A 15,474-nucleotide genomic window follows, 5' to 3' on the forward strand; every position below is an offset into this window, starting at 1 on the left:
ACCAGTCTTTAAGAGTTATTTAACTGTTTGCTCAATGCAGATTCATTTCTTCTATTAAGTCTTAACGCGATATCTTTAGCCATCCTATTTTATTAATTAATACAAGGAGCTATGGCATGAGCGCGTTATCTACGAGAACTACCCTATTACTTAATTGGTATGCAAACCCTTACCATACCCCTATTTTTGTTGCCCAGGCGTTAGGCTATTACCAACAAGAAGGTATAAAACTCGCAATTTTAGAACCTAGCGATCCAAGCGATGTGACTGAAATTGTGGGTATGGGGCATGTTGATTTTGGGGTCAAAGCCATGATTCATACCTTAGCGGCTCGTGCAAAAGGCTATCCTGTTACCTCAATTGGTACGTTATTGGATGAACCTCCTACAGGTCTGATTGCACTTAAATCCAGTGGTATTAGCTCATTTCAGGATATTGTTGGTAAACGAGTTGGTTATATTGGTGAGTTTGGCAAAATCATTATCGATAATTTGGCAACATTAGCTGGCATTGATCCCTCAAGTTATGAAACAGTTCGCATCGGCATGAATGTTACTGATGCGATTTGTCGTGACATCGTTGATACAGGGATTGGTTTTATTAATTTTCAAAAAGTTGAATTAGAACATTTAAGAAGTGAAACGGTATTTCTGCGCATCGATCAGCTTGCTGGCTTAGGTTGTTGCTGCTTTTGTTCCATTCAATTTATTGTGCCAGAACGCATGTTCAAAAAAACTGAAACTCTTAAAGGATTTCTCAATGCCACACAACGGGGTGCTGCTTTTACCACCGAAAATCCCGATGAAGCTTATGAACTTTTATGCAGGATGAAGCCTCAATTGCGAACTCCTATGTATCATACAATTTTCATCCGCAGTTTACCCTTTTTCTCGCGTACTCTTTTAAATGTGGAGCGTGATTGGAATAAAGTAGGTCGTTTCGGCAAGCATTTGGGAATTATCGATGAGTCATTTGCGGTAAATGCCTGTTATACGAATGAGTTGCTCCCTAAGATACCTCATTCGGATCTGGAACCTATTGCGTGTTGTGTTAGTGAATGAAATTAAGATTGTAGCCTGGATGCAGTTGCAAACAGGCTACCAATATATTGAGAAAGGTGATTCTAATTACATGAAAAATGTTGCTGTTGTTGGTGCTGGAATTATGGGGTGTCTATTGGCTTTACGTTTACAAAACGAAGGCTGGCAAGTGACATTATTTGAGGCAGAATCCTTTTTCAATAATTGCAGTAATGCAGCAGCAGGCCTTTTGGCACCAATGTCAGAACTCGATAAAGCGGAGCAAGTGATTTTTAATTTGGGAATGGAGTCAGTTGACACCTTATGGAGATCTGTTCTGAATCAATTAGCTGCCCCCGTCTATTTTCGCCAAAAAGGATGTCTTGTGGTACACCATCCTCAAGATAAAGCTGAATGGCAACAATTTAGTGGCAGAATTGTGAATAAATTAAGTGACTCCTGTTATCAGTTGCTGACTCAAAATGAATTAAGCCAACTGGAACCAGAACTGGGTCAGTTGAAAATGGCTTATTATTTTCCCAAAGAAGCACAACTTGATAATCAGACGTTATTGCTGGAACTTAAAAAGCATCTTTGCCAGCACGGCGCTATTTGGCGAGATCATAGTTTTGTTTCCCGTGTTCATCCAGGTGAGATAGAAACAGGAGAGAAATCTTATCCATTTGATTTTGTTTTTGATTGCAGAGGTCTTGGAGCGAAAAGTACTTTTCCAAATTTGCGTGGACTTCGTGGTGAACTTCTTTGGCTGCATGCACCTGATGTTCAATTAAAAAGGCCAATACGCCTCCTGCATCCACGATATAATATTTATATTGCACCGCGTCCTAATTCTTATTACCTGATCGGCGCCAGTGAGTTAGAGACAGAAGATTCCAGCCCAATTTCAGTGCGTACCACACTGGAATTATTAACCGCTGCGTACTATGTGCATCGAGGTTTTGCTGAAGCACGGGTAGTTAAGACAGTGACGCATTGCCGCCCAACCTTGGTGCATCACCAGCCACGTATAAGATATACCCAGCAATTTATTGCTGTTAATGGACTTTATCGTCATGGATATTTAATCGCTCCGGCATTAGTAGAGGAAATTCTACGTGGAATAAAGAGCAATCAAAAAGACATTTGTTATCCTGAGCTTTGGGAGGCTTATACATGATCATTTATATAAACGATAAACCATACACTCTTGATTCATCCTGTACCTTACAGGAAATGCTTGAGCAGAGAGAGGGTATTGCTGCATATGTAGCAATCGCAATTAATAATCAGTTTGTTCCTAAATCTATGTTTTCCAACACTATCTTGTGTGAAGGAGATCGTATTGATTTAATTGTTCCGATGCAAGGAGGGTAGGGCGATGTGGTATTTAGCAGATAAACCCTTAACAAGTCGTTTGCTTTTGGGGACAGCAGGCTATCCATCACTTGAGATAATGACCGATGCTGTTCGAGCTTCCAAAACCAATGTGATTACTGTGTCTTTAAAACGGCAAATGCCTTGTGACATGGATGGCGATTTATTCTGGCAAACCATACAGTCTTTGGATTGCAATATACTTCCTAATACTGCGGGCTGCCGTGACGCACAAACAGCGATTACTACAGCTGAAATGGCACGTGAATTATTTCAAACTTCTTGGGTTAAATTGGAAGTAATTGGTGATGATTACAGTTTACAACCCGATCCTTTTGAATTGTTACATGCTGCCGCCGAATTAGTAAAACGAGGTTTTGAAGTGTTTCCTTACTGTACGGATGATTTGGTTTTATGTCAGCGTTTAGTGGATTGTGGCTGTCGTATTTTGATGCCCTGGGCCGCCCCTATAGGTTCTGGAAAAGGACTGCTTAATCCTTTTGCTTTGGAGACATTACGACAACGATTACCGGATGTAACTTTGATTGTCGATGCGGGAATTGGGAAGCCATCTCATGCATCATGTATTTTGGAATTAGGATTTGACGCGGTCTTATTGAATAGCGCGGTCGCTTCATCGATTTATCCAGTGACTATGGCAGAAGCTTTTTCACATGCTGTCATCGCAGGGCGTTCTGCTTTTGAAGCGGGCATTATGCCTGAACGAATTACGGCACAATCGTGTACTCCTTTAATCGATACACCGTTTTGGCATCAGGAGATCGCATTATGAGCACTGTGTGGACCAACATTGGTAATGAAGCAGATAGACAAACATTTCGAGGGCTGGGTCTTGAGATGCAAACACAGCAATTTCATAAAACTCAGCCTGCTGCAATTAAAATTGAAGAGCGATTTTCTGCTGAGGACATTCAGATTCTAAATCATTACTCGGGACCTGTAGTTTGGGATTTCAGCTTATCTTTATCCCAATATGCTGAGGAAAATAAGCGTAATGTCAGCACAGGATTTTCTCTTGCAGATGTTTTGGTACTAAATACGCATGAAGCTGAATTTATTTTAAATTGTCGGGTTAAAACGCATCACGCCATGCAAGAAGCGGCATATGAACTATTAACCCTTGGCGCTAAAAGTGTATTTCTTTTAGGACAGCCTATGCAGGAATCTTCATGGCAGCATGATTATTGGACCAATGGAACCCGTTCATTTTGGCTAACTCAACATCGAATTGATGATGCAAAATATCCGGAACTTCGTTCAATACTCTCAGCTGCAATTACTGGTGCAATGGCCCTTGGTCATTTGCTTGAAGATGCTTTAGTCATAGCAAAAATGTACGTACATCAGGCAGTACGTCGAGGGCAAGTGAGTGTGTATTACGGTGGTTTTCCAGAAGATGAAACAGATTTACCATATCTTGCATCTAAGCCATTATATGAAAGGCCGCAGCCATTTAAGCCATGCCATCGATTAGGCCTTTATCCAGTGGTTGATCGATTTTCTTGGGTGGAACGGCTTTTAAATTTTGGAGTAAAAACCATTCAATTGCGAATTAAAGAAAAAACAGAGACGCTTGAAGAGGAGATGCGGCAAAGCATTGCTTTGGCTAAAAAATATCAGTCTACTTTATTTATAAATGATTACTGGGAAATGGCTTTAAAGTTGAATGCAGAAGCGGTGCATTTAGGACAATCAGATTTGGATACCGCGGATCTTGATGCAATTAGAGAGCGAGGGCTTTTGCTGGGAGTAAGTACTCATTGTTACTATGAAGTAGCACGAGCGCATGCACTGAGTCCTTCATATATCGCAATTGGCCCTATTTTTCCGACAACAAGCAAAGAAATGCCTTTTGCAGCTCAAGGGGTTGAATGCTTACAGCGCTGGAAACGTACGTTAAATTATCCTTTGGTTGCTATAGGGGGAATTAATATCGAGCGCATGCCTGATGTGGTGGCGACAGGTGTTCAAGGTGTTGCCCTTATTTCTGCAATCACTGAAGCTTCAGATCCAGACCAATCTACTCTGAAGCTTTTGAGTTTAATGGAACAATGAGAGGCTAAACATGTCCGTTTCATCCAAATTAAAGCGCTATGCACAGCAAATCAAATTAGAAGAGATAGGCGTTCATGGACAAGAAAAACTCCAAAAAGCGCGTGTATTATGTGTTGGTGCGGGAGGAATAGGAGCAACATTACTTCCATACATTGCAGGTGCAGGAGTAGGGACTTTAGGCATAATTGATGATGATCTGATCGAAGAAAGCAATTTACATCGGCAAATACTTTATCAAGAAAAGGATATCCATCATCTAAAAGCGACCACTGCAAAAATGAAGTTACAGGCTTTGAATTCAAATATTAACATCCAGGCTTATGACGCTCGTTTAAGTGATGAGAATGCTGAAGATATCATCGCGCAGTATGACCTTGTTGCTGACTGCTCGGATAATTTTTATACCCGTTATTTGACCCACGGGATTTGCTATCGCTTAGAAAAACCATATGTTTATGCCAGCGCATATCAATTTCAAGGTCATTGTTCGCTGTTTTATGGAAAAGAGAATCCATGTTTACACTGTGTGTTTCCAGTGATTCCTGATTCAGTTGCAAATTGTCAAAATGATGGTGTGTTAGGTACTCTCCCAGGTTTACTAGGGATCCTGCAAGCGACAGAAATTATCAAATGGATTACTCAAAGTGGAGTTTCTTTATTAAATCGTTTGCTTTGTATCGATTTTTTATCAATGGAAATGAAAAATATTCATTTGGTTAAAAATAAAGAATGTCCCTTCTGTGTGTACGGCCAAACAGTAGATAAAAATATTTTTACTCAATGCCTACCATCCGATGAGATGAACTCTTTTGCAGTATCATCACATGATTTACCAAGATTTTTGCAAAAAAATCCCGACGCATTATTGTTGGATGTAAGAACAGTTTCAGAACACAATAGGAATAACCTGGGTGGAACTTTAATTCCACTGGCTGAATTGCCAGATCGCTGTAATGAATTAAATCCGTTACAACCCACCCTTATTTACTGTCAGTCAGGACAAAGAAGTCAACGAGCTCTGATGTTGTTAAGACAAGCCGGGTTTCGTACAGTGTATCATTTGGCTAGTGGATTGGATTCATTGATATCAAATAGGTCATTATAAATAAAAAATAAAGAATTAACTTTGTGCATTTTGAATTCCCTTTTAAATGCTTCCAGAAAATTATAGTTCTAAATATAAACTACTATTGTGAAAAACTGTTTTAATTTCCGCGTTGATTCATTTACCTTAAGGGCAATTCGCTATATGATGTCACGCGATTATCAATAGTAGATTAAAGGAGACAATATGAGTTTTTTTATTAGCGATGCTCTAGCTGCAGCGGGGACTACAGCAGCGCCTCAAGGAGATGGAACTTTTTCGCTCATTATGATCGCCGCAATTTTTGTGTTGTTCTACTTCATGCTTATAAGACCCCAAAACAAAAGAGCAAAAGAACATCGTGATTTAATAAGCCGTTTAAAGAAAGGTGATGAGATTATTACTTCAGGCGGTATATTAGCTAAAGTAGTTAGTCTGGATGAGCAATACATCAAGATCAGTCTTGCCGAAGGTGTCGAGATTAATATACAAAGAGGCGCAGTGAGCACTGTATTGCCGAAAGGCACTTTAAAATCGCTTTAAGAAAGTCAGGACACGGAAATGCAAAATAAATATCCTTTATGGAAAAACCTGATGCTGATTATTATTGCAGTTGTCGGGTTTATTTACGCTATACCTAATTTGTATACAGAGAATCCTGTAGTACAAATTTCGTCTGAAACACCTGTGGATTATGATGAATTAAAAAACCAGGTAGAAGATATCTTAAAGAAAGATAATCTATCTTATAAATCACTCATCACTCAAAGTGAGTCTGTTGAAGTCGTTTTTTCATCAACTGATTCACAGTTGTTAGCTCGCGATACCATCAAAAATGCTTTGGGATCTCAATACACTGTGGCCTTGAATTTAGCTCCATCTACACCAAGATGGTTGGACTCTATTCGTGCGGCCCCAATGAAACAAGGTCTTGATTTACGAGGAGGAGTCCACTTCCTGTTAGAGGTTGATGTGGAAAGTGTGATTAGCCGTCGTTATGAAGGGGTAATGAAAAATATTAGTCAAGAATTACGTGAGCTTGGCATTCGTTATACCGGCATTCGTTATGTAGCAGACAAAGGCGTTGACTTACATTTCCGTGATAGTGAATCGATGAATAATGCCTATTTGGGCTTAAAGGAAAAAATGCCTGATCTCGTTTTTGTAAAAAGCAAAACGGGCAATCAAATAATAGGGTCGATTTCACCAGTTGAGTTAAATAGTACCCGTCAAAATACCATCGAACAAACAATGAGTATTTTACGAAATCGAGTTAATGAGTTAGGAGTTGGTGAAGCAGTTGTGCAACAACAGGGAGCAACCCGTGTTGCTGTTGATTTACCTGGTATTCAAGATGCTGCACGTGCGAAGCAAATTCTTGGTGGAACTGCAACGTTGCAATTCTATATGGTGGATCAGGATAATGATCCGCAAATTGCAAAACAAACTGGAGCTATTCCTGTCAATGATAAGTTACTGGTGATGGATGGACGTCCTATTTTGTTAAAAAGACAAGTAGTATTGAGTGGTGATTCAATTACCTCGGCAGTTTCCAGTTATGATCAGCAATCAGCTACTCCAGCAGTACAAATACAACTTGGTGGTGGCGGCGAAAGTTTGTTTACCAAAGTAACTCGTGAAAATATCGGTAAACGGATGGCCATTGTTTATGTTGAAACAAAAAATTCCATACAAACAGTAAATGGAGTGGAAAAAAGAGTTACTCATAGAGAAGAGCGTGTTATTAGTGCTCCGGTAATTCAAAATGCCTTAGGTAATAATTTCCAGATTACTGGCCTTACCGACAGTAAAGAAGCGAGTAACCTGGCTTTATTGCTTCGAGCAGGAGCTTTGCCTGCTGCGATCTATCCAATCGAAGAGCGCACAGTTGGCCCCACTTTGGGTAAGGAAAATATTCGCAGAGGTATTATTTCATTAGAAGTAGGCATGGGCTTAATTTTAGTCTTAATGCTGGTTTATTACCGTCTTTTTGGTCTCATCGCTGATATTGCGCTGATGCTTAACTTAGTCTTACTTTGTGCTTTACTGTCTGTAATCGATGCAACTTTAACTCTTCCGGGTATTGCAGGGATTGTATTGACGGTGGGTATGGCGGTAGATGCCAACGTGCTGATTTATGAGCGTATTCGTGAAGAGCTACGACATGGATTATCACCTCAGGCTGCAATTAATGCAGGATATGAGCGTGCATTTGCTACCATTCTTGACGCGAACGTAACTACCCTAATCGTAGCTATTATCTTGTTTGCTGTGGGTACAGGACCTGTGCGTGGTTTTGCTGTAACGCTTTCTTTAGGATTGCTGACCTCCATGCTAACCGGTATCACTTACACCCGAGGGATTGTAAATTGGTATTATGGCGGTAGGGCTGTTAAAAAATTATCTATTGGTATTTAAGGCGAGGCTCAGATGGAATTTTTTAATCCAAATTCAAATGTCGACTTTATGGGTGCTCGTCGTTGGACGGCGATATTCTCCATATTGATCTTTGTGCTTTCTATAGGTGCTTTAGCGATTCATGGTTTGAAATGGGGACTTGATTTTACGGGTGGAACTCAAATTGAAGTTTCTTACTCTTCGGCTGCAGACTTGCCATCAATCAGGGAAAGTTTGAGTAAGGCGGGATTTAAAGAAGCTCAGGTTGTGAGTTATGGTACGTCCAAAGATGTATTAATTAGTATTGCTCCTCGAGAAGATAAAGAGCAGGCTCGCTTGGTTGATCAAGTTATGAGTGCTCTTCCTGGGGCTGCAAAACAAAGGGTGGATATTGTTGGACCACAAGTAGGACAAGAGTTAGCGACTAAAGGAGCCCTGGCTGTTGTTGTTTCTTTGTTAGCAACGATGATTTATATTGCCATGCGCTTTGAATATCGACTTGCTGTGAGCTCTGCTGTTGCTTTAGTCCATGACCCTGTATTGATTCTGGGTATTTTTGCTTTTTTTGGTATTGAGTTTGATCTGAAAGCATTGGCCGGCTTGTTGGCAGTCATTGGTTACTCTCTAAATGATACCATTGTAGTTTTTGATAGAGTACGCGAGAATTTTGTGAAGATTCGTCGAGCCAGCTCTATAGAAATTATGAATATTTCAATTAACCAAACTTTATCACGTACCATCATGACATCGATGTTGACGCTTTTTGTGGTAGTTGCTCTGTTTATCTATGGAGGTGAGGCAATTCATGGATTTTCTCTGGCATTGATCATTGGTATTCTGATAGGTACTTACTCTTCTATCTATGTTGCGGGAGCCTTAGCTGTAGCAATGGGGCTTGATAGAAAAGATTTTATGCCAAGTCAACGCAAAGAAGTTGATAATCGACCTTAATATGTAAGCTGGCACAGCGGAACCAGAGTATCGGTTCGAAATACTCGCATTTAACCTGGGTTCCGCCGTGCTGCACCCAGGCTATACATAGGAAATGCAATAATATTGCATCACTATGAATGCTTTTTCTTACTTTTCACTCAGATTTCTGTTTTTATCATCAACGGCAAAAGTTTATACCAGAGAGAATGCTCCTCCCAGTTCCTCCTCTTCTTCCTTTTGCTGAGCATCTTTTGCATCATTTTCTTGCTGTACACCAGTTGATTCAGGTGCTTGAGTTGAGGAGTTTTCCAATTGTTTCTTTAGTTCTTCAATAACTTCAGGAGGGATTTGCATGGGGCTTTCGCTCTCTATTTCCTCTTCTCCTTCAATATGAATTTCACCTTCTTCAGTTATTTCAAGAATTTTTTTAGTGCAACCTTCTGGTAGGGCATTCTCAGCAACCCATTGAATAGGAATGCCCGCAATGATCATAGCGCCATCAACAATGCGTATTCCATCAATTGGAGCAAGTTCGGGAGTTTTACTGTAGTGACGACTTATTAGTGAGCAAATAGACCAGAGTAAATTATATGCCGCATCAAGAGGAAAACCTATACCTATCCCTACACCTTGCCCCAGATATCCTGCTGCTGTTCCCATAAGATGAGCCAAACTGATTGTACAAAAGGACGTAAAAAGTTTCGTTGCAATTACAGGTGCAAAGAGGGCAACACCCGTTGTTCCTGCAGGACTGAAAATCAATAAGGTGCTTCCAACCAGAGCAGTTAGTCGAACCCGAGGAGATATGGCTGTGGTCGAGTTAGTTGCGCCTTCTGCTAATACGACACCTACAGTGGCTCCTATATAGGCAAAGGCGGCGCCAAATAAAGGTTGTGTAATTGAGATGACAGGAAAGTTTGTAATTTGATCTGGAGTTTCTTTTTTTTGACACATCTCATTTAAAAAATCTGCGAATTGTTTCCACTCTTTTTCAGTAAATGGCTTAAGTCCATCTTTTTCGAGTACCACATTAGCATGTTCTAGAGCATGTGGTGTTTTAATAAGTCGCGCTGCAGTCAAGTAACATGTTTCTTTATCTTCGTCATCCAGAAAATTATCAACAGTTATTCCTAAATTATCCTCAGTGAGTCGATATAAAGCTGAATTCCGTTTTGAACTGCCAATTTGGGATTGTACATACAAGCAGGCAGCCATCATAAATCGTGCTGCAATGATATATACTTGACGCTGTGCGGGAGTTTTAATGTCTTGTTCATGTAACAAATGGATTTTAAGAACCGAGTTGACTTTTTCCAAGAATGAAACCTGTTTGTTTCTACTGACAACATCTGTTCCTCCAAAAAAAATAGGTTTTCCTATCATTGAAGGCTTTTCATTTAAATCAACATGTTTTTCTGCTTCATAAGCTTTACGTAGATTGTCAAATTTTGCGATACATCCTGGTGTAAGAATAAAGTGCATGATATCCCCCGTCCATTGGCATTCTTGGTATGTACTATAGGCGTGTAATTCCTTTTGTATATTTTATCTTACTTCGTAATTGTATAAATGCAATGTTATTTGATTATTTTTTACTAAATTGCTTCAATATGTTGAAAGTTTATATTTTATTTAGTGATTAAGCTTTTGAAATGATGCATTTTTTCAGGATTATGATACTTTTACTTAATGCTATAGTTATAGTGTATGTGCTAGGTAGGTAAGTCGTGTAACTTGAATTCGGAGTTATGCTCTACGTAGTTGCCTAAGCTGTATTTTTATTGGAACAGAGAAGGTGATTGAATTGATAAATGATATAAAAAATGTGAGTGTCATGGAAAGGCTGAAACATTTATTTCTGCTTCTTCGTGTATCCCACTGGTCCAAAGCAGTCTTTGTGATGTTGGGATTTTGTTACACACCTACTCCTGGATATTTTATACCTGCTTTACTTGCTGCTTTAGCTTTTTGTCTGATTTCAAGTGCTATATACATTTATAACGATATTGAAGACAGAACAGAGGACAGATTGCATCCTCATAAACGCCATAGGCCGATAGCAAGTGGAAGTGTTTCTGTGGCCGAAGCGATTTTTATGTTGTTTTTATTGCTACTCACCGGACTCACTTTAGGCTGGTTAATTTCTAAAAAACTGGCAATTATACTCTGCATCTATTTAGTAATTAATGTTGCCTACAACCATCTTTTCAAATTGATTCCCATTGTTGATGTGCTGTGCATTGCTGCAGGATTTATGTTGCGTGTATTAGCAGGGACGTTGGGTATAGGTTTACCCATTTCAATTTGGTTAATTGTTACAGCAACGTTGCTAAGCCTTTTTATTGCTTTAAACAAACGACGGATGGAAATGCAGTTAGGTCTAAAGCATGCAACACGCAAAGTATTGAAGAATTACAATCCTTTAATGCTTCATTGGCTGATTCTTGTAATTGGTGTTAGCAGTTTCCTTACTTACGTTTTCTATATTATATATGCTCGTGATGAATCGTTTTATTTTATGTTAACGGTTCCATTTGCCGCAATTGCATTATGGCGTTTTGCTTGGCTTGCAACGCAAGACATTGAAAATGATGATCCTGTCATTGTTTTTTTAAGTGATCGATTATCACGAATTAATCTTTGGTGTTTTGTAGTTTTAACTTTTATGGCCTTAGCTCAATGAAATCTGGAGTACGTTGGTATGACAGTATTCTGATTTTATTGTTTTTTTATTTATTTGTTCTACAGGTACAAGCGATTTGGCCATTTACCATTGATGATATGTACATTTCTTTACGCTATGCAAAGCATTGGGCTGGTGGAGAGGGCATATTATGGAATTTGCATTCTCCACCAGTAGAAGGATACTCCAATTTTAGCTTTGTCGCTCTGGGTGCTTTAACCCTCCTGTTAAAAGGTAACCCCATAATTGTTTTAAAAATAGCTGGTTTGTTCGGATTGTTCTTTACGTGTTATTTTATTTACTTAATTAGCCGATTCTGGCTTTCCAGACGTGAATCACTTCTTCCATGCATAGGTTTATTATTTTATAAAGGACAAATTATATGGGCAATTAGCGGTTTGGAGACTGCAGTATATCAATCATTTATATGTGGAGCCGTATATTGTTGTTTTAGAGGAATGGGGTATAACTTTTTTCCTAATTTGCGTGCATCCACAGGAAAAGCATATTTTGTAAGTGCTGGGATTTTGCTTGCTCTAGCTGGAATGACAAGACCTGAAGCTCCTGCATTTATGATTTTGTTTTTTATTTTGATGTGTTGGGATCGGCCTAAAGAAAAATCAGAACAGTACTGGGATGGTATCTTACTTTTTTGCTTAACCCTCATCTTGTTCTATGGATCATATTTTTTATGGCGTCTCATTTATTTTGGATATTTGTTTTCTAATTCAGTTTATTGTAAAGGGCTATCTCAATCATTTGCTTTTTCTTTGGATTTTCATTATCTCAAATTAATTTGGCCATTAGCTCTTTTATCGTTGCCTGCCTGCATCAATTCCCAAGATAAACGGCATTTCTTTTTATGGTTACCCAGTCTTGTGTACCTAATTTTGCTGGCAGATTCAGATCCTGTGGTGGCATTTGATAATCGACTATTTTTACCTGCTTTTGCTCTGTTGCTTCCTCTGTTAGTGCTAGGTATTCGTAGAATAGTGTTTGCCTTTAGGCAAAAGGAAGATTTCATTTTTACTTTGCTTTTTTATATAAGTTTTTTTGTTGTTTTATTTCTTTTTATTCCGGCCATGAGTTTGGCAGATTACCAGTACTTTAGCAAAAATCCAGTCAAAGGCGAACAATTGCGTGCCAAGGTAGTTGATTGGTTAAATAGTCATGCATCTCCTAATGATTGGGTAGTTCTAGCGGATAGCGGCTTGATTCCTTATGCCAGTCCATTCAATTTTATTGATTCATACTGTTTAAATAATTTGGTAATGGCCCACTATCCGACAAAACAAATGTATGAGCAATTTTGTAAGGATGTTTTGCATAAAAAACCGGCATTTATTATTTTAACTTCGCTTATTGAACAAGGAAGAGTAATATATACTCCAAGTGATGTTTGTTTAAAAGCAGCTTTAAGCAACCATAACGATTATAAATTAAGTAACACTTATGTGAGCAAAAACCCTGATTCAATTTATCGCTATGAAATATATGAAAATTCCTCTGTTTTTTCATCAGGAAAGAAATAGATTAGAATTAAGGTTTACCAGGACCAGTAGTGATTTTTGATGAGATACATATCAACATAGTGTACTATCTCTAGATAATAAGAAATAAAATGAGTGAAGGATGATTCTGTATGATACACAAAATGCCAATATTTCTGCAAAAACTGCATAAAAAATTTCCGGTTTTTCTGTGTGATATTTTTGCTATTCCAGTAGCATGGTATACAGCATATTGGTTGCGTTATAACATGCATCCACTTCCTAAAATATTTATTTCGACGCATTTCATTATTGCCTTGACTCTTTTAACAATGATTCAAGTTTCCTGTTATTTTTATTTTAAGACATACCGTGGCCTGTGGCGCTTTTTTTCATTAAACGACGTGGTTCGAATTTTAAAGGCTACCCTCTCGGCGACTGTGTTGGGAATCCCTGTTTTATATCTAGCGTCAATACTTCATGAGGTTCCTCGCTCTGTATTTCCTTTATATTGTCTGATTTTAACTACTCTCCTTTGTAGCTGCAGGATGTTGAGAAGAATATATTGGGATAAACGAGCCAAATGGAATAAAGCAACTGAAATGAAACGGGTACTCATTATTGGTGCGGGCATGGCAGGAGAAGGGCTTTGCCGTGATTTAAGACGTTCCAATCAGTATACACCAGTAGGTTTTATTGATGATAATTTAGCAAAACGTGGTCTTGAGGTTCATGGAATTCCTGTTCTGGGAACGACTAGCCAAATTGCCGAGCGAGTCAAGCAGTATGAGATTGATTTGATTTTTATTGCTATTCCATCAGCAAGTTCTTCATTGATGCGCCGTATTGTAACCTGCTGTGAAGAAAGCCAAATTCCATTCAGTACTCTACCTGGCCTTAATGATTTAGCGTCTGGAAGAGTAGAGGTCAATGCATTAAGACCAGTTAATATAGAGGATTTATTAGGCAGGGATCAGGTCAATTTGCAATGGGACCGATTAACAGCGGGTATAGCCGGAAAGAGAGTATTGGTTACTGGTGGGGGAGGTTCAATTGGCTCAGAGCTTTGCCGACAAATTTTGGCCCTTAAGCCTAAGAGTTTGGCAATAGTCGAAAACAGCGAGTTTAATTTATATCAAATTGAACTTGAGCTGAGGCACAGTTTCCCTGATATTCCTCTAGAACTTAAGTTAATCAGTGTTACAGATGAAGTAGCGATTAATGATCTCTTCGCTGATTTTTTACCGGAAATAGTATTTCATGCTGCAGCATACAAACATGTTCCACTTTTACAAGATCAAATACGTGTTGCAGTGATTAATAACGTCCTTGGAACCCAGGTTGTTGCGAAGGCTAGTGTTACCGTTGGTGTCGAAAAATTTATTTTGATTTCTACGGATAAAGCAGTAAACCCAACCAACATAATGGGAACTACCAAGCGAGTCGCTGAGATTTATTGTCAGAACCTGAATGGAAGGGTTAACACCCAATTCATTACAGTTCGCTTTGGAAATGTATTGGGCTCAGCGGGAAGCGTTGTCCCATTATTTCAAAAGCAATTACAAAGTGGTGGTCCGATAAAAGTAACTCATCCGGATATGCAACGGTATTTTATGACCATACCTGAAGCAAGCCAGTTGATTTTACAGGCCATGGTTAATGGAAGAGGTGGAGAAATCTTTGTCCTGGATATGGGAGAGCCAGTTAAAATCAGCTATTTGGCAGAGCAAATGATTCGCTTGGCAGGGAAGGAGCCTGGAAAGGACATTATGATTGAATACACTGGATTGCGTCCAGGAGAGAAATTATTTGAAGAGTTGTTCCATGAGTCTGAACAATTGGCTTCAACAGAACATGAAAAATTATTCAAGGCAAAATTCCGTGAACTCAATTGGGACGAGTTGATTCAAACAATGCGTTTATTGAATACGGCGTGCCAGGAAAATCAGAGCGATGAGTTGTTCATCTTATTAAAGAGCTTGGTTCCCGAGTTAAATACAACTCCTGTGGCAACAGTAGCTTAGTTGGTTTGTGAGTATGTTTTATGGCGCTCATTTATGAGGAAGAGGTTTTAAAATGATTATTTCGTTCGATGATTTTGCCAAAGTTGAATTACGCTCAGGTACTGTAGTTAAAGTGGAAGAATTTCCTCGTGCAAAAAAGCCGGCATATAAAGTTTGGGTTGATTTCGGTAAGGATATAGGCGTATTACAAACCTCTGCTCAAGTTACTGCACATTATACGCCAGAAACTTTATTAGGACGTTCCGTAGTAGGTTGTGTCAACTTAGGTGAAAAAAATATCGCAGGTTTTACCTCTCAATTTTTGCTGGTAGGATTTTCTGATGAAAATGGAGCAATATGCCTCGTAACTACCGATCCCAAAGTACCTAATGGACAAAAGTTACATTAATTTTGT

Annotated in this window: 14 protein-coding genes; 13 read left to right on the forward strand and 1 reads right to left on the reverse strand. The window is 39.0% G+C overall.

Annotation, left to right across the window (positions count from 1 at the left end):
- The first annotated feature begins 116 nt into the window (after window positions 1-116).
- The 9 genes from BW930_RS12920 (at window position 117) to secF (ending at window position 8,901) form a co-directional block, all read left to right on the forward strand.
- Window positions 117-1,061, forward strand: coding sequence for an ABC transporter substrate-binding protein (locus BW930_RS12920; RefSeq protein ID WP_058467769.1), 945 nt, complete (start codon window positions 117-119; stop codon window positions 1,059-1,061).
- A gap of 70 nt (window positions 1,062-1,131) precedes the next feature.
- Window positions 1,132-2,196 carry an FAD-dependent oxidoreductase gene (locus tag BW930_RS12925; protein ID WP_058468043.1) on the forward strand — a complete coding sequence of 355 codons (1,065 nt, stop codon included), beginning with the start codon at window positions 1,132-1,134 and terminating at the stop codon, window positions 2,194-2,196.
- Window positions 2,193-2,393 carry a sulfur carrier protein ThiS gene (thiS, locus tag BW930_RS12930; protein ID WP_058467770.1) on the forward strand — a complete coding sequence of 67 codons (201 nt, stop codon included), beginning with the start codon at window positions 2,193-2,195 and terminating at the stop codon, window positions 2,391-2,393. Before BW930_RS12925 ends, thiS begins: the two co-directional genes overlap by 4 nt.
- A 4-nt stretch (window positions 2,394-2,397) precedes the next feature.
- A complete protein-coding gene (locus BW930_RS12935) occupies window positions 2,398-3,186 on the forward strand; it encodes a thiazole synthase (protein ID WP_058467771.1) in 789 nt (262 codons plus the stop codon).
- The gene (gene thiE, locus BW930_RS12940) at window positions 3,183-4,469 is read left to right on the forward strand and encodes a thiamine phosphate synthase (protein WP_058467772.1); all 1,287 of its coding nucleotides are present in this window, start codon (window positions 3,183-3,185) and stop codon (window positions 4,467-4,469) included. Before BW930_RS12935 ends, thiE begins: the two co-directional genes overlap by 4 nt.
- 10 nt (window positions 4,470-4,479) lie before the next feature.
- Complete coding sequence (locus BW930_RS12945; RefSeq protein ID WP_058467773.1) at window positions 4,480-5,574, forward strand: ThiF family adenylyltransferase; 1,095 nt, start codon at window positions 4,480-4,482, stop codon at window positions 5,572-5,574.
- 186 nt (window positions 5,575-5,760) lie between these two features.
- Window positions 5,761-6,096 carry a preprotein translocase subunit YajC gene (gene yajC / locus BW930_RS12950; RefSeq protein WP_058467774.1) on the forward strand — a complete coding sequence of 112 codons (336 nt, stop codon included), beginning with the start codon at window positions 5,761-5,763 and terminating at the stop codon, window positions 6,094-6,096.
- Between the two features lie 18 nt (window positions 6,097-6,114).
- Window positions 6,115-7,971: a protein translocase subunit SecD gene (gene secD, locus BW930_RS12955; RefSeq protein ID WP_058467775.1), complete on the forward strand. Its 1,857-nt coding sequence runs from the start codon at window positions 6,115-6,117 to the stop codon at window positions 7,969-7,971.
- Window positions 7,972-7,983: 12 nt separating this feature from the next.
- Window positions 7,984-8,901 carry a protein translocase subunit SecF gene (secF, locus tag BW930_RS12960; protein ID WP_058467776.1) on the forward strand — a complete coding sequence of 306 codons (918 nt, stop codon included), beginning with the start codon at window positions 7,984-7,986 and terminating at the stop codon, window positions 8,899-8,901.
- Window positions 8,902-9,075: 174 nt separating this feature from the next.
- On the opposite strand, the gene BW930_RS12965 is transcribed toward secF, so the two are convergent.
- Window positions 9,076-10,365, reverse strand: a complete 1,290-nt coding sequence (locus tag BW930_RS12965; RefSeq protein ID WP_058467777.1) for a hypothetical protein — start codon at window positions 10,363-10,365, stop codon at window positions 9,076-9,078.
- A gap of 313 nt (window positions 10,366-10,678) precedes the next feature.
- Between BW930_RS12965 and BW930_RS12970 the strand changes: the two genes are divergently transcribed.
- The 4 genes from BW930_RS12970 (at window position 10,679) to BW930_RS12985 (ending at window position 15,468) form a co-directional block, all read left to right on the forward strand.
- Window positions 10,679-11,566, forward strand: coding sequence for a decaprenyl-phosphate phosphoribosyltransferase (locus tag BW930_RS12970; RefSeq protein ID WP_058467778.1), 888 nt, complete (start codon window positions 10,679-10,681; stop codon window positions 11,564-11,566).
- On the forward strand, window positions 11,563-13,098 hold the full coding sequence (locus tag BW930_RS12975; protein ID WP_058467779.1) for a DUF8728 domain-containing protein: 1,536 nt from the start codon (window positions 11,563-11,565) through the stop codon (window positions 13,096-13,098). The genes BW930_RS12970 and BW930_RS12975 overlap by 4 nt, the downstream gene beginning before the upstream one ends.
- 110 nt (window positions 13,099-13,208) lie before the next feature.
- A complete protein-coding gene (locus tag BW930_RS12980) occupies window positions 13,209-15,080 on the forward strand; it encodes a polysaccharide biosynthesis protein (RefSeq protein ID WP_058467780.1) in 1,872 nt (623 codons plus the stop codon).
- A gap of 52 nt (window positions 15,081-15,132) precedes the next feature.
- A complete protein-coding gene (locus BW930_RS12985; RefSeq protein ID WP_058467781.1) occupies window positions 15,133-15,468 on the forward strand; it encodes a tRNA-binding protein in 336 nt (111 codons plus the stop codon).
- Window positions 15,469-15,474 lie beyond the last annotated feature (6 nt).

This window comes from Fluoribacter gormanii, from assembly GCF_900156395.1.
GTDB lineage: Bacteria > Pseudomonadota > Gammaproteobacteria > Legionellales > Legionellaceae > Legionella > Legionella gormanii.

Bases quoted from the DNA above. Each gene is read 5' to 3' on its own strand.
- BW930_RS12980 (WP_058467780.1), top strand. From the start codon at position 13,209: ATGATACACAAAATGCCAATATTTCTGCAAAAACTGCATAAAAAATTT.
- BW930_RS12935 (WP_058467771.1), top strand. From the start codon at position 2,398: ATGTGGTATTTAGCAGATAAACCCTTAACAAGTCGTTTGCTTTTGGGG.
- thiS (WP_058467770.1), top strand. From the start codon at position 2,193: ATGATCATTTATATAAACGATAAACCATACACTCTTGATTCATCCTGT.
- thiE (WP_058467772.1), top strand. From the start codon at position 3,183: ATGAGCACTGTGTGGACCAACATTGGTAATGAAGCAGATAGACAAACA.
- BW930_RS12965 (WP_058467777.1), bottom strand. From the start codon at position 10,365: ATGCACTTTATTCTTACACCAGGATGTATCGCAAAATTTGACAATCTA.
- secD (WP_058467775.1), top strand. From the start codon at position 6,115: ATGCAAAATAAATATCCTTTATGGAAAAACCTGATGCTGATTATTATT.
- BW930_RS12945 (WP_058467773.1), top strand. From the start codon at position 4,480: ATGTCCGTTTCATCCAAATTAAAGCGCTATGCACAGCAAATCAAATTA.
- secF (WP_058467776.1), top strand. From the start codon at position 7,984: ATGGAATTTTTTAATCCAAATTCAAATGTCGACTTTATGGGTGCTCGT.
- BW930_RS12985 (WP_058467781.1), top strand. From the start codon at position 15,133: ATGATTATTTCGTTCGATGATTTTGCCAAAGTTGAATTACGCTCAGGT.
- yajC (WP_058467774.1), top strand. From the start codon at position 5,761: ATGAGTTTTTTTATTAGCGATGCTCTAGCTGCAGCGGGGACTACAGCA.
- BW930_RS12920 (WP_058467769.1), top strand. From the start codon at position 117: ATGAGCGCGTTATCTACGAGAACTACCCTATTACTTAATTGGTATGCA.
- BW930_RS12975 (WP_058467779.1), top strand. From the start codon at position 11,563: ATGAAATCTGGAGTACGTTGGTATGACAGTATTCTGATTTTATTGTTT.
- BW930_RS12925 (WP_058468043.1), top strand. From the start codon at position 1,132: ATGAAAAATGTTGCTGTTGTTGGTGCTGGAATTATGGGGTGTCTATTG.